9 protein-coding genes are annotated in these 23477 nt (G+C 54.1%); 5 read left to right on the top strand and 4 right to left on the bottom strand.

Annotated elements, in window-relative coordinates:
• Window positions 1-22: 22 nt before the first annotated feature.
• From QYQ93_RS25410 to QYQ93_RS25425, 4 genes are all read right to left on the bottom strand, one after another.
• On the bottom strand, window positions 23-757 hold the full coding sequence (locus tag QYQ93_RS25410) for a thioesterase II family protein (protein ID WP_043050662.1): 735 nt from the start codon (window positions 755-757) through the stop codon (window positions 23-25).
• A 159-nt stretch (window positions 758-916) separates the two neighbouring features.
• On the bottom strand, window positions 917-1975 hold the full coding sequence (locus tag QYQ93_RS25415) for a GNAT family N-acetyltransferase (protein ID WP_052501170.1): 1059 nt from the start codon (window positions 1973-1975) through the stop codon (window positions 917-919).
• Window positions 1976-2025: 50 nt separating this feature from the next.
• The gene (locus QYQ93_RS25420; RefSeq protein ID WP_043050661.1) at window positions 2026-5151 is read right to left on the bottom strand and encodes a multidrug efflux RND transporter permease subunit; all 3126 of its coding nucleotides are present in this window, start codon (window positions 5149-5151) and stop codon (window positions 2026-2028) included.
• 7 nt (window positions 5152-5158) lie between these two features.
• The gene (locus QYQ93_RS25425; protein WP_043050660.1) at window positions 5159-6301 is read right to left on the bottom strand and encodes an efflux RND transporter periplasmic adaptor subunit; all 1143 of its coding nucleotides are present in this window, start codon (window positions 6299-6301) and stop codon (window positions 5159-5161) included.
• Between the two features lie 326 nt (window positions 6302-6627).
• On the opposite strand from QYQ93_RS25425, the gene QYQ93_RS25430 reads away from it, so the two are divergent.
• From QYQ93_RS25430 to QYQ93_RS25450, 5 genes are all read left to right on the top strand, one after another.
• Complete coding sequence (locus QYQ93_RS25430; protein WP_043050659.1) at window positions 6628-7953, top strand: lysine N(6)-hydroxylase/L-ornithine N(5)-oxygenase family protein; 1326 nt, start codon at window positions 6628-6630, stop codon at window positions 7951-7953.
• A gap of 61 nt (window positions 7954-8014) precedes the next feature.
• Window positions 8015-10462 carry a penicillin acylase family protein gene (locus QYQ93_RS25435; RefSeq protein ID WP_338475755.1) on the top strand — a complete coding sequence of 816 codons (2448 nt, stop codon included), beginning with the start codon at window positions 8015-8017 and terminating at the stop codon, window positions 10460-10462.
• On the top strand, window positions 10459-12174 hold the full coding sequence (locus QYQ93_RS25440) for a cyclic peptide export ABC transporter (RefSeq protein ID WP_043050658.1): 1716 nt from the start codon (window positions 10459-10461) through the stop codon (window positions 12172-12174). Before QYQ93_RS25435 ends, QYQ93_RS25440 begins: the two co-directional genes overlap by 4 nt.
• Before the next feature lie 63 nt (window positions 12175-12237).
• Window positions 12238-13215, top strand: a complete 978-nt coding sequence (locus QYQ93_RS25445) for a phosphotransferase enzyme family protein (protein WP_338475756.1) — start codon at window positions 12238-12240, stop codon at window positions 13213-13215.
• Window positions 13216-13869: 654 nt separating this feature from the next.
• Window positions 13870-23469 (top strand): amino acid adenylation domain-containing protein, encoded by a 9600-nt coding sequence (locus QYQ93_RS25450; RefSeq protein WP_338475757.1) that lies wholly within the window; start codon window positions 13870-13872, stop codon window positions 23467-23469.
• Window positions 23470-23477: the final 8 nt, after the last annotated feature.

The raw sequence follows: 23477 nt of genomic DNA on the forward strand, positions 1-23477 counted from the left end.
ATCGCCGCACACCGGTGGAGGATTACAGCCCTAAGGTCCGACGGATCGCGGTGATGACGACTTTCTCATTGCCGTGTATGAAAAAGTGATCGCCCTGGATGACTTCTACTTGTACTCGCCCAGTCACCAAGTTACCCCAGCTCGACAGTTGCTCTACGGGAATATTTTTATCTTCGCTGCCGCCAAATACGGTAGCCGACGTTTTCAGCCTTGCGTCCACATGTTTATAAGAGCTGGCGATTGCGAAGTCTGCCCGGAGAATCGGCAAAGCAATTTCCATAAGTTCAGGGTCATTCATCAACTCGACAGGCGTGCCATTAATTTCGGACATCCACTCGACTAACTCCTGATCATTCAAATCACGTGTTTTTTTGTATTCGGAGCCATCCACAGGCGCTGATGCGCCGGAGACAAACAAATGCTGAGGTACTTTCCCTAACTTTTCGAGCCGTTGGGCAAATGCAAACGCCACCACAGCGCCCAAGCTATGCCCAAAAATCGCGAATGGCCGATCAAGTAACGGAAGGATGGCCTCTTCACACTCGTCGAGCAGGTCACCTAACGTTATGTGCTTCGGCTCATTAAATCGCGCCCCGCGCCCAGGGAGCTGTGCAGCACACACTTCGACATTGGACCCGATAAGACCTTGCCACTCTTCATAAATGTTTCCACTGCCACCCGCATAAGGAAAACAAATCAGTCTGAGCGCTGGATTGTCTGAACGAGGTGAAAAAGTTTTAAAGGTAATTCGAGACACAAAACTCTCCTTAATTTTATAAATTGAACAACCTACTTACGAGCGATTTATCATACACAGCTCTAGCGTACTCATCCACGTTGCCTCACGCAACGCGTGACATATTAAAGCGCACCATCAGTATCCCGTCTGAGATCCGCTACCGGGACGGGCTCAGCATTAAAATCGACGCCCTGATAGTTGTTGTGCGCGTCCAAAAAACTTAGTCCTGGTAATGCTAATCAGAGCCGCTCTCTTATGCGGAAAATCAAATTCTTTAAGTTTTTCGAGGCCAAGCATTTCACTACAGCGCAATAAACGTTCATTATCCGCGCGAGGCTCAGCCATAACGCGTTGTGTGCGAACATCATCAAGAAACATAAAATGGAGTAAGGACGGATACCATGCTTCCAACCATTGACGCCCCCTAAAGGCCTCTTCGCCCACCAGCAGGTGAAAGCCCCGGTCAAAGTCCGTAGCCTGGCAAAATGGCGCCAACCTGTCCTCTTTAGCCCAATACACCTCAAAATAGCCAAACGCCTGCGAATCAAAGAAGCCGATTAGGGGAGTAACTCGCGAATCAGCAAGTTGCGTTTCAAGGAACGCTCGATGATATTCCAAGTCCCCTTCTTCTTCCCAGAAAAAAGAAACCCGAGGATCATTCATCCAGCGATTAAACTGCGTCAGATCCCTGTCAACATCAACCACTTTGAAACTCAGGGTTTTTTCGAGCCAGGGAATATACCTGGCATAAACATCCCCAGCAGGCTGCCGAGGTCGAACCGGGATAGGGTATTGGTCCGACCCGGTGTAACAAAGTGGATAACTATTAATCGCCCCCTTCGAGCACCACGGCATTGACAACTGCCAAAACATTTCCGCCCTTACATAACACTTTTCATTCTGAAAAACAGCTATGCCCAATGCGCACAATTGTGCATTCACTGGTTCAGGTAACAGAACCTCAACCCTGTCACATAAAGGGCTATTAACAAATACCGCCTCAACCGCCGCAAGCACATGACTCAAAGATACTGAAACATCCACTGTCACGTTCGTCAATGAGGCCGAGTGAGCAATTATTTTAAAGTTTTCGCTTTCTGTCATTAGTTCAAAATATACAACCCCAGACTCAAGATGCACTGCTATCTTTGAGCTATCAACTATGACATAGCCGGGGGAGCCGGTAACCTGACCAACCTTTATCAACCGATTTTTACGCTCGTCTATAGGCTTCATAGTGTGCTTGTCCTCCTTAATATTTTCGCAATACTTTACACTCAGCGAACCTACGCCAGTTCCGTTTTCTTTTGTGACAAGGCACGCCTGAATCGCCGAGTGCGGGTGCGCACGATAAAACTATATAAAAGCGGAACGACAAACAAGGTGAGCGCCGTAGCACTCAGCATCCCACCGAATACTGAGGTTCCCATGGAGTGCTGGCTCGCAGCCCCTGGGCCGACAGCGAGCGCCAGCGGCAGCACACCAAACATGAAGGCCAGCGAAGTCATCATAATGGGCCTTAAGCGTATTCGCGCCGCGCTCAGTAGCGCCTGGTGCGTATCAACCCCCTGTTTGACCAGTGTTTGCGCGACTTCGACGATAAGAATCGCGTTTTTTGCTGACAAGCCAATGACAGCGATCAAGCCTACCTTGAAATATAAATCACTTGGCAAGCCGCGAGCCGTTGCCGCCAACACAGCTCCCAACACGCCCATAGGGATAGCCAGTACCACAGTCAGCGGCGTAGACCAACTTTCGTAGAGACCGGCAAGGCATAGAAATACAACGAGAATAGACAGCATGAACAGCAGGGGCATTTGCCTATTTGAACTCTGCTCCTGAAATGACTGCCCTGACCACTCATAAGTGAAGCCGATGGGTAATTGCGATATGAGGCGAGCCATTTCCTCCATTGCTTGAGTAGTACTATATCCCGGCGCCGGCACAGCACTGATGCTCAACGAGGGAAAACCATTCCAATGCTCTATGCTCGATGGCCCTTTATCCCATCGTATTGATACGAAAGCCTCCAAGGGCACCATACCACCGAATTTATTTCTAACCCGCGCCTGTAGCACACTGTCAGGCAATTGCCGATCACTTCCTTTGGCCTGAACCAGAATATTCCTGACCTGATTATTATGAATAAAATCGCCTAAGTAACTGGAGCCATACAGGGTTTCCATTGTTCTGTTGATCTCACCCAGGTCCACCCCCATGCTCTCAGCTTTTAACCGGTCTATTGTCACTCTTATCTGGGAGGTATCGTTCTGACCAGAGAAAGACGCATGGGCCAGTACTGGACTTTTCGCAGCCAAACCCAGCAAACGATCCTTGGCCTCAATGAGAAGGGTATGCCCCAGGCCGGCCCGATCTTGCAACTTCAGCTCAACGCCTGCCGTGTTCCCCAGCGCAAAAATAGGTGGAGGGCCAAACGCCTTGATCAATGCTTGAGGATGAGCGAGCGCGCCGCCCTCAAAGTCCTTATTGAAACGCGCCAATATGCCCTCGATTTGCTGATCGGGTCGTGTCCGTACCGACCAATCGGTGAGGCTCGGCAAAACCATTGCTGCGTTTTGCCCGCCACCAAAATAACTGAACCCTTGCATCGCAAATACGCTACTGACATTCGGGTCAACCATGAGGTATTGCTGCACCTCGTCAATCACCTTTCGCGTTTCAGCTTGAGGAGAGCCTGTGGGCAGTTGCACAACGACGGCGAATAACCCCTCATCCTCGGCAGGCAGAAAACCGCTGGGCAGTTTTATGTAAAGAAACGCCAGGATGACCGCGAGGGCGCAGTAGACAACAAGATAACGCAAAGGGCGTCGTAATATTCCGTTGAGCGCCCTTAAGTAGTTCCGTGACAACGCAGCGCCAAACCTAGCGGTTCGACGCTGCGCCGAAACTTCAGCCCCTGGTTTAAGCAACGCGGCACACAGAGCCGGCGTAAGGGTAAGTGCCAAATATGCCGAAAAAGCCATAGGCACTGCTAGCGCAATGGAGAACTGTCGATAGATGGTACCAACAGCACCATCAAGCAGTGCCATCGGTATAAACACCGCAGTGAGCACCAAGGTGATCGCCATAATTGCACCGCTGATCTGCCCCATTGCCTTGATTGTTGCCTCTCTAGCAGGCAAGCGCTCTTCACGCATGATGCGTTCAACGTTCTCAACTACCACAATGGCATCATCGACCAGAATACCGATGGCCAACACTAGACCAAATAGCGTGAGCACATTGATTGAGAACCCCAGTGCCCAAATGACCGCGCAGGTCCCCGCCAACGCGATAGGTACTACCATTGTTGGAATAAGGGTGGCTCGAAGGCTGCGCATGAATAACCACATGACCAAAAACACCAACGCCATGGCTTCGAACAAGGTATAAATAACTCGCTCGATGGACAGTTTCACAAACGTCGAGTTATCAAATGACGTCTGAAAATGCACACCCGGCGGCAGTTGCGTAGATAATGTCTTCAGAACGGCAGCGATACCGTCTGTTGTCTCAAGCGCGTTCGCCCCGGGCGCCAGCCTGACTGACATCGCGGCACAATAACGACCATCAATGAATGCCGGATAATCGTAATTACTCGCACCGAGTTCGACATCTGCAACGTCCGACACGCGCAAGGCCGAACCATCACTATTTACCTTCAAGGCAATGGCGCCGAAATCCTGCGGTGTATTAAGGTCCTCTTCCAATGCCAAAGGTGCAGTGAGGGCGGTGTCTTGGGGGCTGGGGGCGGCGCCGATCGATCCTAGAGGAATCCGTTGGTTACGCACGCTGATGGCATCCATCAACTCACCCGTAGTAACGTCGAAAGCAGTAAGCTTGTGCACGTCGGGCCAGATACGCATAGCATATTCGGGACTGAATAAACTGACCTCACCCACGCCTTTGACGCGCAGCAATGCCGGTCGCACCATGCTCGAAGCCAAGTCTCCCAGCTGGACACTATCAAGGCTCTGGTTGTCTGCACTCAATGTCACGAATAGCAGCGCACTACCGCTGCTTTGCTGAACAGTCACGCCCTGGCGGCGAACGCTTTCGGGCAGACGCTCTTCTACCCTTTTAACTCGGTTTTGTACTTCGATTGCTGCTAGCTTGGTATCGACACCAGAATTGAGCAATACACTGATATCCGATCCGCCTTGCATACTGCGTGAGCTGAACGATAACAAACCAGGAATGCCATTTAGCTCTCGCTCTATAATTGCGGTAACGGTCCGCTCCACCGTTTCTGCCGAGGCGCCAGGATAGGATGCATGAACTGTCACGCGGGGTGGTGCTATGTCAGGAAAACGTTCGATCGCTAGCTGGGTGGCGGCAACGCCTCCCCCAAGCAGGATCAAAATCGCTAATACCCAAGTCATAATTGGGCGATCAATAAAAAATAACGACATAACTTCCCTATGAACGGTTCACGTTAGCCGGTGCACTGGACTTTTTGAGCTCTATTGGCTGACCGTCACGTAGGGCTCCGCCCTCAAGAATGACCTTTTCCCCCCCGAGCAATCCCGACTCGACCCGCCACTGATTTCGTTCAAGACTGTCGGCATGGACACTGACTTGACGCGCCACACCGTTATTTTCAACCATCACATATGCCCCGCCTGCCCCGCGCGAAAGGGCCTGCTGCGGGATCAGAATTACCTTGCCCGCAGACGCGCGCGTGACCTCTACCTGCATATACATGCCGGGCAACAATAGATGATTAGAGTTGGAAAATACGGCCCTTAACGCCACGGTATCTGTATGCGGATCCACCGCTGAGTCCGAAAATTCAAGCGTGCCAGGAACTTCATAACGCGTCCCATCACCCAGCAGCAAACGGACAGTCTTCAGGCTCCCATCATCAGGCCGTTCAAATTGCGCCTTGCGTAGTTCAAGGAAATCCGCAACCGGCAGAGAGAAGTTTACGTAGATAGGATCGATCTGCTCTACCGTGGTCAGGACAGTTCCTTCATCTTGACCCACCAATGCGCCTTCGCTGACGAGCGCCCTACGCGCACGACCTGATATCGGCGACGTTACGCTGGCATAAGACAACTGCAACGTCGCATCGCGCACTTTTGCCTGAGCAATCTGCAACACAGCAAGAGCATGTTTTTCGGCGAAAAAATCCTTGCGATATTGCTGCGTACTAATGGAATGATCTTCCACCAGTTGCATGGATCGCTGAGCGATGTCTCGCGCAGCATCGGCGGTAACCCTTGCCTGGGTCAACTCGGCTTGGGCAGCAGACAAATTGACTATTAACTGAGAAGGATCAATGTGAAACAGCAACTCTCCTTCCTTCACTTCAGCGCCTTCAGTGTATTCTCGTTTCTGCACGATTCCCGCTACGCGGGCGCGCACCTGCGCACTCCGATAAGGATCGGAGCGGCCGGTAAGTCTAGATACATCAGCCAGAGTAGAAGGGGTTGCAATAACAACATCGACTGCTATTTTGGAGGGGTTGCTGTCAGGGTCCGCCGGACGACAGCCAGTCAGCACTGACAGTGCAGCGACCGCTACGCTCACCATCCTTGGTATTAAGTATGCGATCCGCATAATCCACTCAAAAAGTTAAAGCCTGCCTTTCGATCCACCTAGGGCCAGGCATGTTTTTCAGGTTACCAGAGAAGCGTACAGACTAATAGTCGATGGGACGGCACCCGTTCTTTAGCGCACGCTTCGTCGAAATGCAAGTAGCAAACACATCCGCCCCTGAGCGTTAGGCAAGAGGTAATGCCTCTGGCACCGTAGCCTTTTTTGCATGCATACTAGTACCCCCTCATGGAAAAAGTATAGTGCTGAACAGCGCTATATCTGCCAGCCTGGGGCGCCACCGACATGGCCCGATGGTGCACGCACAACCAGCCAAGGATGCCGAGACTATGCCACTACCGCAAGAAGCCACACCCTCGTATGATTTGATAGGTGTAGGTTTTGGTCCTTCGAACCTGGCTTTGGCTATTGCTTTAGACGAGCTGAAAACAACCTCGACGCGCCCACTCAATGTCGTTTTCTACGAAAAACAAAAGCAATTCAACTGGCACAGCAATACACTGACACCGCAAAGCAAGATGCAGATATCTTTCTTGAAAGATCTGGTTTCATTGCGCAACCCGACCAGCCCGTTCAGCTTCATCAACTACCTGCACCAAAAAGATAGGCTTGTCGAGTTCATAAATCTAGGTCAGTTCCACCCGAGTCGCCTGGAATATAACGATTATCTGAAATGGGTATCTGCTCACTTTTCCGAACGCTGCATTTACGGCGAGCAGGCTCTTAGAGTCGAGCCCCAGATTGGAAAAACAGGCGAAATCGAACTACTTGACGTTATTTCCAGGGACTGTCATGGACAGCAACAGACGCGCCAAACAAAGTCGCTTGTATTAAGCCTGGGAGGCACTCCAAGAATTCCGTCTGCCTTTATGCTGACAGAAGACAACCCTCGAGTCTTTCACCATTGCACATACCTCCATAGCCTGCAACGCTTCAGCCACACTCATGGCCATCCAGGAAGAATTGCCGTGATTGGCGCAGGCCAAAGCGCTGCGGAAGCCTTTATCGATCTACATGATCGCTTTCCGTCTGCTCACATCGATCTGATTATACGCGGCAGTTCACTTAAGCCATCAGATCAAAGCCCGTTCGTCAACGAAATTTTCGCACCGCGCTACACCGACTTCATTTACAACAAATCAGTAACAGAGCGAGAGAAATTAATAAGCGAGTTCAACAACACAAACTATTCGGTTATTGATATCGATCTGATTGAACGAATCTACAGCATTCTTTATCATCAGCAAGTTGCTGGCGAACATCGGTACACCCTTCTTAAACACTGCAGCACAGAACACACTCGCCATACGGAAGACAGTGTAGCCCTATTGATACAAAATCACTCAACGGGGGAAAGCTTGACGAAGGAATATGACCTCACGGTTTTAGCGACAGGCTACGAACGCTCTTCACATCGCGAAGCTCTCGCGCCGCTGGCTGATTATCTGGGTGATTTTAAAACAACAAGGAACTACAGATTAGAGACTGACAAAAGACTTAAGAGCGCTATCTATCTTCAGGGTTTCAACGAATCAAGCCATGGTCTAAGCGATAGCCTATTGTCAATACTACCGTTCAGAGCACAGGAAATCGCCAAGGAACTATACGAATACGCTCTTGAGCGGCCCGAGTGCCAAACGATTGCCTCTGTATAAACTCATCCGCTCAGTTCGCGGCCGCTGATGCTATCGCTTATAAGTAATATCTGAGGTTTTAATGTTTCGTCAGTACCCCTTGGCAATGCGCTTCATCTTCTTTTTGTTTCCGCCCTTGATCATTGCCGGGCTTTCAGCCTATTGGATGTTGAGTGCTAGCCTTGCCCAGGAAAGCGGCACTCGTTCAGTTCATGGGCTTTATACCTCTGGCAGCATAGTCCGAAACGAACAAGGCATTGTCAAAATATCAGCTGAATCCGATCGGGACGTGTATTTCTTGATGGGGTATGCGCACGCCCAAGACCGGCTGTGGCAGTTAAACTTACAAAAATGGACCACTCAGGGTCGCATGAGTGAATTTTTCGGAAGCGCTTACCTTAAGCAAGATATTTTCTTAAGAAAGCTCGATATCACACAAACCGCAGACTCCGCTTGGCAGGCCCTCAGTCCAGAAGCACAGGCCACATTGACCGCCTATTCGGATGGCATAAATGCCTGGCTGGCCGAAAATCATCCGCTACCACCCGAGTTTCTATTGTTGAACACTCAGCCCGAGCGCTGGGCCCCCGTTGATTCGATTGCCTGGCTAAAATTCTTCGCATTGATATTGAGCGGAAATTTCCCCAAAGAGATGGAACGGTATTTGGCTATCTCTCGCCTCAATGACGCTCAATTCAAATCCATGTACCCCAACCTCAACACTCCTGATACTGAGCTATCCGCAGAGGCTGGCGGACCTGCAATGAGTACGATACTGGAACAAGTTGTCAACCAGACAAACCAGTTCAGGGACACGTTTAAAATGGGCGCCGTCGGCATTGGAAGTAATGCATGGGTGATCAGTGGCGAGCATAGCGCGAACGGTGCGGCCCTCCTGGCTAATGATCCCCACCTGGGACTGCAGACACCATCGGCATGGTACGTAGTCAGCCAGTCTGGGGACCACCTGCGAAGTAATGGCATGAGCCTGGTGGGACTACCCCTCGTCGTCTTTGGAGCAAATGAAAATATTGCCTGGGCTGGCACCAGCATGATGGCCGATGTCCAAGACGGTTACATCGAACAATTAAGTTCTACTGCGCCGCTACGATACAAATCCACAGCGGGCTGGCAGGCGCCGAATCGTCGTGAAGAAAGTATTCTGGTGAAGCCAGATTTTCCTGTCGTATTACGCCCCCCCTCGAAACCACTCATCATTCAGGTTTTGAGCACTGAACACGGCCCTATTATCAGCGATACATCAGGCTCTTTTGACCGAGCCATATCCCTACAGTGGACGGGCCTGGAAAAATCGGATACGACTTACGAATCCATCTATCGCATCAACCTCGCGCACGACTGGCCATCTTTTCATGCAGCCGTCAGTTACTTTGTTGCGCCCGCACTGAACCTGCTGTATGCCGATCGCAAGGGCAATATCGGTTATCAGGGCGCCGGTAGAATCCCCGTTCGGAACAAAGGCGATGGACAATTCCCTTCTCCTGGTGGCTCCGCCCAATACGCTTGGAAAGGCTACATCCCTTTCAGTGAAATGCCAGGGCAATACAACCCGAAAAATGGATATATCGTCTCTGCCAATAACAATATGACGCCTGACAACCCCCACTTCATTTCAAATGACTGGGCACCTCCCGAACGCGCCAACAACATCGAGTTACTGATAAACAACGCACTCGCCATGGATAGCAAAATCAGGGTAGAGACGATGATGGCCATGCAACTCGACGTTAAGAGTCTAGCCGCAAAAAAACTACTCCCGTTGCTACTGACAGTTAAACCTGAAAACCCAGAACAATATGATGCACTTCAAGTCTTACGTAACTGGGATGGTGACGTGACTCGCGAGAGTACGGCAGCGGCTATCTATCTCGTCTGGGTCCGACACCTGAAGACCATGCTATTCACCGAAAACCTCACTCAAAACTGGGACATGCGAGGAAAACTCGAAGAACTTAACAATTTTGGCATCGATGCGTCTACCGATACCGTGGTCGATGCATTGGCTGCCAATAACGACACTTGGTGTAAAAAAGAGACTGCCAGTGAACAGTCCTGTGCAAATACGCTAGTACGTTCTTTAACGAAAACAATCAAAGAATTGAAAAAACTCCAAGGTGACAATCTTCACGAGTGGCACTGGGGCGACATCCATTACGCCTATTATCGCCACACGCCATTCAGCGAAGTCAGCTTGATAAAAAATTTCTTTGAGAGCTCTATCAGTAATGGTGGTGCCGAAGACACGATTAACGTGGCCAATGCCAAACTTTATGATTCCCGTGGGTATCGCCAAGACGCAGGCCCTGGTTTCAGACAGATCGTACAACTTGGTAATCATATAGAACATTGGTACTCGCTGCCCACCGGCCAGTCAGGACATCCGTTAAGCCCCCATTATCGCGACATGCTGACTGCATTCAGAGATGGAAAATATTTTAAGCTGGATTTCCCAAACCAGGCATCTCGCAATCATCGGTTGTACCTTAACGCGAACCAAGAGGCACAATGAAATTGAGCAGGAATCTTTTCAGTGCGTTAGGAAGGATCGCGCCTAATCGCACTTTTTTTTCAGTCATCATGGGCGGGGTAGCGGGGTGCTGTTATGCCCTGCTCATCCCGCTCGTCCTCGCAAGCTTTTCGGATGACCCGCTTTCACAGAATCAATCAGAAGCAGAAACGCTCAGGTTCCTTGGTTTTGAGGTTGTACACTACCGCATGGCATTGGTTTTTCTGATCGCCTGCTTACTCATTATATTCACTAAGGCCTTATCTCAAGTATTGCTAATAAGAGTTTCGATTGAACTGGCTTCCGACACGCGGACCAAGATATTTAAACGAATCATCAGCGCCCCCATTGACCAACTTGAAAAAATGGGCTCAGCCAAACTCATCGCCACCCTCACTTCCGATGTTCCGCGCATCGTTATCGGCGCAGGCCTATTGCCAGAGTTACTGATCAGCTCGGTGTCTTTGCTTGGAGTTCTTTCGTTTTTACTTTACCTGAACCCTCCAGTTTTCTCCTTGGTGCTTGGAGCAATTGCAGCTGGCGCCGTTTCGTATCAAATTCCGATGTTCTTCGCCCTGAAATATTACACACGCTCACGACAGGCAACTGACGATTTGCATGAAGCGATACGAGGCTTAATTCTGGGCGCGAAGGAGTTGAAGCTCAGTGAAAAAAAACAGGAAGATTTTCTATCAAAAATCGCCGGCACTGCCGAGCAAAAAATCTTAAAACATGATAAGCGCGCCAATACATTCATCAGGACCACTGCAATTTATGGGGAAATGATAAATTTTTTTATCATCGGCATCATTGTATTCGTATTTGTGAATTATCGTACCATTTCAAAAAGTGAGCTGGCAGGCATCACCATGGCCCTTTTATACATCACTGGCCCGATCGCCACACTGCTTAACCTGATGCCACAATATTTGAATGCGCGCATTTCACTTAACAAACTCAACCACATACTCAACGAACTTTGCAACGAGCGGTCTGCGACGGGCAAACATGCCGCTGGCTTTTTCGACTCTGTCAAACTAAGCGATATTTACTATCAATACCCCACCGAGAAATTTCAGGCGGGAGCGAGGATAGGCCCCATCAATCTTATATTGACACGCGGACAAATCACCTACATTGTTGGCGGTAACGGCTCAGGCAAGTCAACCCTTGCCAAACTACTGACTTTGCACTACAAACCCACTAAAGGAACCATTGCCTTCAATGATACGGCGGTCAACCTTGAAAACATCTCGTCCTACAGAAATGCGATATATTCGATTTACTCCGACTACCATATTTTTGACAAGCTTCTTAACTTGCCCGAATTAAAAAAAGACTCCACATTCAATGCACATGTCGAGTCTTTAAAACTAAACAGCCTCATCGACATGATGGGGGACAATTTTTCCAGCCAAAACCTTTCAGATGGTCAACGTCGTCGTATGGCGCTTCTCTGCGCCCTCATGGAAGACAAAGATTTTTTCATGTTTGATGAATGGGCAGCCGATCAGGACCCCGCATTCAAGAGGATTTTTTACGAGCAGCTACTGCCAGCCTTGCGCAAAAGAAAAAAGCTGGTGGTCGTTATTACCCATGATGACCGTTACTTCTCCTTTGCCGATCAGATAGTCACGATGGAAGACGGCGAATTAAAAAGCATTTACCATCAGACTCAAACCAGTATTTTGGACAATCATCCTGCTGCTCGCTGATATAAAATCCACCAACAACTCCAGCAGGCTTATTTCTCAAACTTTTATTTGTGGAGATTCAACATGCAACTTACAAGTCATACTATTTTTAATGCAACTGCCTTGGCCTCACACCTCAAAAACGAGTACGATATTGGCACCATCGAGAGCTGCCACCTCTGGCGATGCTCGGTAAATGATGTTTTTCGATTGGAAGCTAACGGACGTCAGTGGTGGCTACGGATACATCCCTACGGCTGGAGAACACCAAGCCAGACTCACACCGAGATCGGCGCCCTGTTGCAGCTCGCCCAAGCAGGTGCCTCAGTTGTAAGACCCGTTGCTCGAACAACAGGGGATTATCTTCTGGCGCTAGAAGCGGCCGAAGGATCTCGTACGGCAGTTCTATTTGAGCACGCCGCCGGGGTAGAGGTTAGCTATTCAGGGCCGGAGGGCACCAAGAATGCCAGTCGTTATGGTTGTGCAGCGGCCAAGCTCCATGATGCCTGCGATACATTGAGAGCCTCAGCCCAGTATATGCGCATTGACTTGGACTTCATCCTGCTGGATCCGATAAGAAAGATCATCCCTTTTTTAGGTGCAGATGAGAGGGCCTACCTCCTTGGTCTTTCAATAAAACTGACCGAACTTATTCAGGCTCATACACTGACAACAGACTTTTGCCACGGGGACCTCAATAGCTCGAACATACACTTCTCTGACAACGGGCCGTGTGTGTTCGATTTTGATTGCAGTGGTTGGGGCTGGAGAGCTTTCGAGTTGGCAGCGTTTGCGCGCGGCATGACGTGGTCCAGTGGGCCAACGCCTGCTAACCAGGCGCTCATCAGCGCCTATTTTGACGGCTATCGCTCTCAACACACCGTTACTGCCGATGACTTTTCCATTCAATCCGCTATGCTACTTGTGCAGCGAATCTGGGTAACGGCGTTGCACTTGTCCATGGCCTCTCGTATAGGCTCCTTTTATTTTGGCCCCCCCTATGCGGTAAAACTCATTGAGTGGTTGCGGCTGTGGGAGCCTGAACTGAAAAGTCGTAATTAGTCACCTCACTTAGTAAGATGACCTCCTGAACACTGAGCCTTGCACATTAACGCTAGCTCACTGCCGGGTGCATTAATCTCATGCCGAACCTATCAATCATTCACATGAGCTACAGCACCCAGCAAACTTTCAATTCAGCTATCAACATCGCCAGCAGAGCTAAAAATTATCACATGCATATTTAGAATGCGCCTGAACAAGGCTTGCTTATCCGCAAACGACAATAGCAGGGCCATTATTATTTCAGCATGATCAATATACCAGCACCTTTTCTGACTAGTAGGCTAACACCCACGACTTTCGGTCAACTACCCCAGACGAAACTGGACACTCAGGAAAATCAATTCGTTTAGTCTGCTTGCCCTCGCCCTGAGGAACAAATATCATGGCTGTGCGCGACGGTTTCACTCAACACTTACAATCGGTTTTCATTCTTGAGCCTCAGTACATGAGTTTAAGAGCAAGCTGATTGAAGTTGAGGCGTCAAGGATTTTATGCTGAGCTTGTTATCGTTTTGAACATGCTCGTTTCTGCATAACCAGTAAGGAAGCTGCTTTCAAAATGACGCCATTCCAGATCGTAAGACAATTAGCTGGTCTCGGGGCTCGCCTTGAAATACTCGGCGACAACCTCCGCTGCCTTGTACCGAAAGGAGTGAAGCTTCCCACCGAGATCCTCGCTGAAATAAAGGACCAGAAGCCCCAACTTCTCTCTTATTTATTGGCCCTCAAGCCTACACCCGCTTTGATCCGTAGCGCTCGCGAAGGCCTGCTCCCCCTATCCTTCGCCCAGCAGCGCCTGTGGTTCCTCAGCCAGCTGCAACCCGACAGCGCCCTGTATAACCTCCCCGTCGCCGTGCGCCTGAGCGGTCACCTTGACAGCGAGGCACTGCAACAGGCACTTACGGCTGTGGTTGAACGCCATGAAGCATTGCGCACCACCTTCCCGGTGGTACAGGGCCAGGCTCACCAGCATATTCACCCGGCACAGGTATGCGCCTTGCCGCTGATCGATCTGACCTCCTGGCCCGAAGACGAGCGCCTGGCACGCTCCCAAGTGCTGGTCCGCCAGGAAGCGGCGCAGCCCTTTGACCTGGCCAACGGCCCGCTGCTGCGCACGCAGCTGCTCAAGCTCGATGACCAGCAACATATCCTGTTGCTGACCATGCACCATATTGTCTCCGATGCCTGGTCCGCGGGCGTGCTGACCCAGGAGCTGTCGCAACTGTATGCCGACTTCAGCCAAGGCCGGGCCAGCAGCCTCGTACCGCTTGAAATCCAGTACGCCGACTATGCCCTGTGGCAACGCGAACACCTGCAAGGCGCCCGGCTCGACGAGCAGCTGACCTACTGGAAACAGACGCTGGACGCTGCGCCAGCCTTGCTCGAGTTGCCTACTGACCGGCCTCGTCCCGCTGTGCAAAGTTACCGTGGGCACACCGTGGCCTGCGAGATCGATGCCGCCCTGACCGCGCGTATCAAGGCTCTCGGGCAACAGCACGGCACCACGCTGTTCATGACCTTGTTGGCCAGCTACGGTGTGTTGTTGCAGCGCTACAGCCATCAACACGACCTGGTCATCGGTTCACCGATTGCCAACCGCAACCACCCTGGCATCCAGCCGTTGATCGGCTTTTTCGTCAATACCCTGGCACTGCGGTTACGTATCGATGGGCAACAGGCGTTCACCGATCTACTGGCCCAGGTACGCGAGCACACGCTCAATGCCTATGCCCATCAGGATCTGCCGTTCGAGCAACTGATCGAAGAGCTCAAGCCGGTGCGCAGCCTGGCTTATTCACCACTGTTCCAAGTGATGTTCGCGGTGCATAACGCGCCGGCCGGCGAGCTGATGGCCGACGGCTTGACCTTCCAGGGCGTGGAGGCGCCGGCCACATTGGCCAAGTTCGATTTGAGCCTGGGCGTAACCGAAGTCAACGGCTGCTTGCAGGCTACTTTCGAATACAGCACCGACCTGTTCGATCAGGCCCGTATCGAACGGATGGCCCACCACTGGCTGGCCATGCTGGAGCAACTGACGCAGCAACCGGACACCGCCCTGCGTGAGTTGCACCTGTTACCGGCCAAAGACTACCGCCAGATCGTCCACGACTGGAACGCCACCGATGTGCAACGCCAGCCAGCGCAGTGCGTGCACCACCTGTTCGAAGCCCAGGCCGCCCGTACTCCGGATGCCGTGGCGCTGGTCTATCAGGACCAGCAGGTGAGCTACCGCGCGTTGAACCGTCAGGCCAACCAGTTGGCGCACTACCTGATCCTACAGGGTGTGCAATGCGATGAACTGGTGGGCGTGTTCATGGAGCGCTCGGTGCAGATGATCGTGGCGTTGCTGGGTATTTTGAAAGCCGGGGCCGCTTATACGCCGCTGGACCCGGACTACCCCGGCCCACGCATTGCCTACATGCTCGACGATGCCGGCGTGAAACGCGTGCTGACCCAGCATTCACTGCTGGAGCAACTGCCGGGCGATTATGCAACGCTGTGCCTGGACAGTCAGGCCGAGCGGTTCAAGGCTTGCCCAACCAGCAACCCGGTGACCGGCGTAACGCCGACGAACCTGGCGTATTGCATTTACACCTCGGGCTCCACCGGGCGGCCTAAAGGGGTGGCGGTGGCACACGGCGCACTGGCGATGCATTGCCAGACTATCGGCGCGCGTTATCAATTAACCGCGCACGACCGCGAGTTCCACTTTCTGTCCATCAGCTTCGATGGCGCCCATGAGCGCTGGATCACCCCACTGTTCTTCGGGGCTTGCGTGGTACTCAAGGAGCAGGCCTTGTGGGGAGCCAAGCAAACCTATGAGACCCTGCTCGCGCAAGGCATTACGGTTGCGGCGTTTCCCCCCAGCTACCTGCAACAGCTGGCGGACTGGAGTGCACAGCAAGGCCGTGCCCCGACCGTCAATACCTATTGTTTTGCTGGCGAAGCGTTTGGTCGCGACACCCTGCACCACATCATCAAGCACTTGAGCCCCAAGTGGATCATTAATGGCTATGGCCCGACCGAAACGGTCATCACCCCCACGATCTGGCGAGCGGATGCGCAGTCTGCCGACTTCAGCGGCGGATACGCGCCCATCGGCAATGGCGTTGGTGAGCGTGAATTGTACGTGCTGGACCAGGATTACAACGTGGTCCCCATCGGTGTTTCAGGTGAGCTGTACATCGGTGGCGAGGGCTTGGCACGTGGCTACCTGAATGCCTCGCTGTTCACGGCCGAACGCTTTATTCCCAACCCGTTCTGCCAACAGGGTACGCGCTTGTACCGGACTGGCGACCTGGTGCGCTGGCGCGACGATGGGCAACTGGAGTATCTCGGTCGCCTGGACCACCAGATCAAACTGCGGGGTTTCCGGATCGAACTGGCGGAAATCGAAGCGGCCCTGCGCAACCAGCCACAGGTCGACGAAGTGGTGGTACTGGTACGCGAAGATGTACCAGGTATCAAGCAACTGGTGGCCTATGTGGTCGGCGACTCGGCCCAGGTGCTGAACCTGCAGGCGGCCCTGCGACAGCAGTTACCGGGGTATATGGTGCCGAGCCAATTTGTATTTTTGCAGGCGCTGCCACTGCTGCCCAACGGCAAGACCGACCGTCAGGCGCTGCCGGCGCCACAGGCGAGCCGCGAGCATTTGGAAGACCGCTACGTGGCGGCACGCAACGAAACCGAAGCGTTGCTGGTGGCGTTGTACGAAGAAGTGCTCAAGCGTGAGCAAGTGGGCATCCACGACAGCTTCTTCGAGCTGGGCGGGCACTCGTTGCTGGCCATGCAGTTGATCGCTCGGCTGCATGAAGAGCTGAACATCGACCTGCCCGTGCGGGCGGTATTTGAAATGCCGTCGATTGAGCCGTTGGCAGATCATGTACGGCAATTGTCCGGTAGCATATTGCCCGCCCTCACCCGCATGCCGCGCGAAGGCCTGCTCCCCCTATCCTTTTCCCAGCAGCGCCTGTGGTTCCTCAGCCAGCTGCAACCCGACAGCGCCCTGTATAACCTCCCCGTCGCCGTGCGTCTGGTGGGCCGGCTCGATCCTGCTGCGCTACAGCATGCACTTACGGCTGTGGTTGAACGCCATGAAGCATTGCGCACCACCTTCCCGGTGGTACAGGGCCAGGCTCACCAGCATATTCACCCGGCACAGGTATGCGCCTTGCCGCTGATCGATCTGACCTCCTGGCCCGAAGACGAGCGCCTGGCACGCTCCCAAGTGCTGGTCCGCCAGGAAGCGGCGCAGCCCTTTGACCTGGCCAACGGCCCGCTGCTGCGCACGCAGCTGCTCAAGCTCGATGACCAGCAACATATCCTGTTGCTGACCATGCACCATATTGTCTCCGATGCCTGGTCCGCGGGCGTGCTGACCCAGGAGCTGTCGCAACTGTATGCCGACTTCAGCCAAGGCCGGGCCAGCAGCCTCGTACCGCTTGAAATCCAGTACGCCGACTATGCCCTGTGGCAACGCGAACACCTGCAAGGCGCCCGGCTCGACGAGCAGCTGACCTACTGGAAACAGACGCTGGACGCTGCGCCAGCCTTGCTCGAGTTGCCTACTGACCGGCCTCGTCCCGCTGTGCAAAGTTACCGTGGGCACACCGTGGCCTGCGAGATCGATGCCGCCCTGACCGCGCGTATCAAGGCTCTCGGGCAACAGCACGGCACCACGCTGTTCATGACCTTGTTGGCCAGCTACGGTGTGTTGTTGCAGCGCTACAGCCATCAACACGACCTGGTCATCGGTTCACCGATTGCCAACCGCAACCACCCTGGCATCCAGCCGTTGATCGGCTTTTTCGTCAATACCCTGGCACTGCGGTTACGTATCGATGGGCAACAGGCGTTCACCGATCTACTGGCCCAGGTACGCGAGCACACGCTCAATGCCTATGCCCATCAGGATCTGCCGTTCGAGCAACTGATCGAAGAGCTCAAGCCGGTGCGCAGCCTGGCTTATTCACCACTGTTCCAAGTGATGTTCGCGGTGCATAACGCGCCGGCCGGCGAGCTGATGGCCGACGGCTTGACCTTCCAGGGCGTGGAGGCGCCGGCCACATTGGCCAAGTTCGATTTGAGCCTGGGCGTAACCGAAGTCAACGGCTGCTTGCAGGCTACTTTCGAATACAGCACCGACCTGTTCGATCAGGCCCGTATCGAACGGATGGCCCACCACTGGCTGGCCATGCTGGAGCAACTGACGCAGCAACCGGACACCGCCCTGCGTGAGTTGCACCTGTTACCGGCCAAAGACTACCGCCAGATCGTCCACGACTGGAACGCCACCGATGTGCAACGCCAGCCAGCGCAGTGCGTGCACCACCTGTTCGAAGCCCAGGCCGCCCGTACTCCGGATGCCGTGGCGCTGGTCTATCAGGACCAGCAGGTGAGCTACCGCGCGTTGAACCGTCAGGCCAACCAGTTGGCGCACTACCTGATCCTACAGGGTGTGCAATGCGATGAACTGGTGGGCGTGTTCATGGAGCGCTCGGTGCAGATGATCGTGGCGTTGCTGGGTATTTTGAAAGCCGGGGCCGCTTATACGCCGCTGGACCCGGACTACCCCGGCCCACGCATTGCCTACATGCTCGACGATGCCGGCGTGAAACGCGTGCTGACCCAGCATTCACTGCTGGAGCAACTGCCGGGCGATTATGCAACGCTGTGCCTGGACAGTCAGGCCGAGCGGTTCAAGGCTTGCCCAACCAGCAACCCGGTGACCGGCGTAACGCCGACGAACCTGGCGTATTGCATTTACACCTCGGGCTCCACCGGGCGGCCTAAAGGGGTGGCGGTGGCACACGGCGCACTGGCGATGCATTGCCAGACTATCGGCGCGCGTTATCAATTAACCGCGCACGACCGCGAGTTCCACTTTCTGTCCATCAGCTTCGATGGCGCCCATGAGCGCTGGATCACCCCACTGTTCTTCGGGGCTTGCGTGGTACTCAAGGAGCAGGCCTTGTGGGGAGCCAAGCAAACCTATGAGACCCTGCTCGCGCAAGGCATTACGGTTGCGGCGTTTCCCCCCAGCTACCTGCAACAGCTGGCGGACTGGAGTGCACAGCAAGGCCGTGCCCCGACCGTCAATACCTATTGTTTTGCTGGCGAAGCGTTTGGTCGCGACACCCTGCACCACATCATCAAGCACTTGAGCCCCAAGTGGATCATTAATGGCTATGGCCCGACCGAAACGGTCATCACCCCCACGATCTGGCGAGCGGATGCGCAGTCTGCCGACTTCAGCGGCGGATACGCGCCCATCGGCAATGGCGTTGGTGAGCGTGAATTGTACGTGCTGGACCAGGATTACAACGTGGTCCCCATCGGTGTTTCAGGTGAGCTGTACATCGGTGGCGAGGGCTTGGCACGTGGCTACCTGAATGCCTCGCTGTTCACGGCCGAACGCTTTATTCCCAACCCGTTCTGCCAACAGGGTACGCGCTTGTACCGGACTGGCGACCTGGTGCGCTGGCGCGACGATGGGCAACTGGAGTATCTCGGTCGCCTGGACCACCAGATCAAACTGCGGGGTTTCCGGATCGAACTGGCGGAAATCGAAGCGGCCCTGCGCAACCAGCCACAGGTCGACGAAGTGGTGGTACTGGTACGCGAAGATGTACCAGGTATCAAGCAACTGGTGGCCTATGTGGTCGGCGACTCGGCCCAGGTGCTGAACCTGCAGGCGGCCCTGCGACAGCAGTTACCGGGGTATATGGTGCCGAGCCAATTTGTATTTTTGCAGGCGCTGCCACTGCTGCCCAACGGCAAGACCGACCGTCAGGCGCTGCCGGCGCCACAGGCGAGCCGCGAGCATTTGGAAGACCGCTACGTGGCGGCACGCAACGAAACCGAAGCGTTGCTGGTGGCGTTGTACGAAGAAGTGCTCAAGCGTGAGCAAGTGGGCATCCACGACAGCTTCTTCGAGCTGGGCGGGCACTCGTTGCTGGCCATGCAGTTGATCGCTCGGCTGCATGAAGAGCTGAACATCGACCTGCCCGTGCGGGCGGTATTTGAAATGCCGTCGATTGAGCCGTTGGCAGATCATGTACGGCAATTGTCCGGTAGCATATTGCCCGCCCTCACCCGCATGCCGCGCGAAGGCCTGCTCCCCCTATCCTTTTCCCAGCAGCGCCTGTGGTTCCTCAGCCAGCTGCAACCCGACAGCGCCCTGTATAACCTCCCCGTCGCCGTGCGTCTGGTGGGCCGGCTCGATCCTGCTGCGCTACAGCATGCACTTACGGCTGTGGTTGAACGCCATGAAGCATTGCGCACCACCTTCCCGGTGGTACAGGGCCAGGCTCACCAGCATATTCACCCGGCACAGGTATGCGCCTTGCCGCTGATCGATCTGACCTCCTGGCCCGAAGACGAGCGCCTGGCACGCTCCCAAGTGCTGGTCCGCCAGGAAGCGGCGCAGCCCTTTGACCTGGCCAACGGCCCGCTGCTGCGCACGCAGCTGCTCAAGCTCGATGACCAGCAACATATCCTGTTGCTGACCATGCACCATATTGTCTCCGATGCCTGGTCCGCGGGCGTGCTGACCCAGGAGCTGTCGCAACTGTATGCCGACTTCAGCCAAGGCCGGGCCAGCAGCCTCGTACCGCTTGAAATCCAGTACGCCGACTATGCCCTGTGGCAACGCGAACACCTGCAAGGCGCCCGGCTCGACGAGCAGCTGACCTACTGGAAACAGACGCTGGACGCTGCGCCAGCCTTGCTCGAGTTGCCTACTGACCGGCCTCGTCCCGCTGTGCAAAGTTACCGTGGGCACACCGTGGCCTGCGAGATCGATGCCGCCCTGACCGCGCGTATCAAGGCTCTCGGGCAACAGCACGGCACCACGCTGTTCATGACCTTGTTGGCCAGCTACGGTGTGTTGTTGCAGCGCTACAGCCATCAACACGACCTGGTCATCGGTTCACCGATTGCCAACCGCAACCACCCTGGCATCCAGCCGTTGATCGGCTTTTTCGTCAATACCCTGGCACTGCGGTTACGTATCGATGGGCAACAGGCGTTCACCGATCTACTGGCCCAGGTACGCGAGCACACGCTCAATGCCTATGCCCATCAGGATCTGCCGTTCGAGCAACTGATCGAAGAGCTCAAGCCGGTGCGCAGCCTGGCTTATTCACCACTGTTCCAAGTGATGTTCGCGGTGCATAACGCGCCGGCCGGCGAGCTGATGGCCGACGGCTTGACCTTCCAGGGCGTGGAGGCGCCGGCCACATTGGCCAAGTTCGATTTGAGCCTGGGCGTAACCGAAGTCAACGGCTGCTTGCAGGCTACTTTCGAATACAGCACCGACCTGTTCGATCAGGCCCGTATCGAACGGATGGCCCACCACTGGCTGGCCATGCTGGAGCAACTGACGCAGCAACCGGACACCGCCCTGCGTGAGTTGCACCTGTTACCGGCCAAAGACTACCGCCAGATCGTCCACGACTGGAACGCCACCGATGTGCAACGCCAGCCAGCGCAGTGCGTGCACCACCTGTTCGAAGCCCAGGCCGCCCGTACTCCGGATGCCGTGGCGCTGGTCTATCAGGACCAGCAGGTGAGCTACCGCGCGTTGAACCGTCAGGCCAACCAGTTGGCGCACTACCTGATCCTACAGGGTGTGCAATGCGATGAACTGGTGGGCGTGTTCATGGAGCGCTCGGTGCAGATGATCGTGGCGTTGCTGGGTATTTTGAAAGCCGGGGCCGCCTATACGCCGCTGGACCCGGACTACCCTGGCTCGCGGATTACCTACATGCTCGACGATGCCGGCGTGAAACGCGTGCTGACCCAGCATTCACTGCTGGAGCAACTGCCGGGCGATTACGCAACGCTGTGCCTGGACAGTCAGGCCGAGCGGTTCAAGGCTTGCCCGAGCACCAATCCGGTGACCGGCGTAACGCCGGCGAACCTGGCGTATTGCATTTACACCTCGGGCTCCACCGGGCGGCCTAAAGGGGTGGCGAATCCGCACACCGGGGTTGTCAATCGCCTGATGTGGATGCAGGAAGAGTGCAACTTCGACACAACAGATGTCTTCTTGCAGAAGACTGGATTTGGATTTGATGTTTCAGTGTGGGAGTTTTTCGTACCCTTGATGGTGGGTGCACGTTTGGTTATTGCAGAACCGAATATGCATAAAGATCTCGACTACATGAACCAGATCATTAGAGAAAAGCAGATTACGGTACTGCACTTCGTGCCGTCGATGCTGCAGGCGTTTCTGGCTGGTCCTGCGGACGCCCACGTATTGAAAAAAGTATTCTGCAGTGGTGAAGCCTTGCCGCTGCGCCTGCAAAGCCAATTCTTCGCGGCTTACCCTGGCGTTTTGCTGCACAACTTATATGGGCCTACTGAAGCAGCAATCGAAGTCTCTTATTGGCAATGTCAGCTCGATCCGAGCAAGACAAGCGTTCCTATGGGAAGCCCGATTGCCAATATTCAGCTCTATGCACTGGATCACGATCTTAATGTTGTACCGATAGGTGCCAACGGCGAGCTGTACATTGGTGGGATAGCCGTAGCTCGCGGCTACAACAAGGCCTCGGCCATGAGCGCAGAGCGCTTTGTCCCCAACCCTTTTTGCCAACAAGGTACCCGCTTGTACCGGACCGGCGACCAGGTACGCTGGGGCGACGACGGTCAACTGGAGTATATCGGCCGCCTGGACCACCAAGTCAAACTGCGTGGTTTCAGGATCGAGCTGACAGAAATTGAAGCCCGCCTGCGCAGCCAGGCTCAGGTGGACGACGCGGTGGTAGTGGTACGCGAAGATGTGCCAGGCATCCAGCAACTGGTGGCTTATGTGGCAAGCCGTTCGACGCCGATGTCAGACTTGCAAGCGGCCCTGCGGCAGCAGTTACCTGCCTACATGATACCCAACCATTTCGTGACGCTTGAAAAGCTTCCGCTGAACCCAAGTGGCAAGGTAGACCGCCAGGCCTTGCCAGCGCCAATATTGGATAGGCGCGACCAAGAGGCACAATACATAGCCGCCCGCGACGAGACTGAAGCGCTTCTGATCTCGCTTTATGAAGAGATACTAGAGAGAGAGCACGTGGGAGTGCACGACAGTTTCTTCGACCTGGGCGGTCATTCATTGCTGGCTACCAAGCTTGTCGCAAAGCTGCGTGCTCACTTAGGAAGAGCGGTACCTTTAGTCACGCTTTTTGAATCGCCAACTGTCGAAGAACTTGCCGTAAGACTCAGGACAAATCCACCTGAGGATGATCGTCAGTAATAGCAAGG

This window comes from Pseudomonas khavaziana (assembly GCF_036704165.1).
Classification (GTDB): Bacteria; Pseudomonadota; Gammaproteobacteria; order Pseudomonadales; family Pseudomonadaceae; genus Aquipseudomonas; species Aquipseudomonas khavaziana.

Excerpts from the sequence above, each read along its gene's own strand:
- QYQ93_RS25415 (WP_052501170.1), bottom strand. The coding sequence starts at position 1,975 with ATGAAGCCTATAGACGAGCGTAAAAATCGGTTGATAAAGGTTGGTCAG.
- QYQ93_RS25420 (WP_043050661.1), bottom strand. The coding sequence starts at position 5,151 with ATGTCGTTATTTTTTATTGATCGCCCAATTATGACTTGGGTATTAGCG.
- QYQ93_RS25425 (WP_043050660.1), bottom strand. The coding sequence starts at position 6,301 with ATGCGGATCGCATACTTAATACCAAGGATGGTGAGCGTAGCGGTCGCT.
- QYQ93_RS25430 (WP_043050659.1), top strand. The coding sequence starts at position 6,628 with ATGCCACTACCGCAAGAAGCCACACCCTCGTATGATTTGATAGGTGTA.
- QYQ93_RS25435 (WP_338475755.1), top strand. The coding sequence starts at position 8,015 with ATGTTTCGTCAGTACCCCTTGGCAATGCGCTTCATCTTCTTTTTGTTT.
- QYQ93_RS25440 (WP_043050658.1), top strand. The coding sequence starts at position 10,459 with ATGAAATTGAGCAGGAATCTTTTCAGTGCGTTAGGAAGGATCGCGCCT.
- QYQ93_RS25445 (WP_338475756.1), top strand. The coding sequence starts at position 12,238 with ATGCAACTTACAAGTCATACTATTTTTAATGCAACTGCCTTGGCCTCA.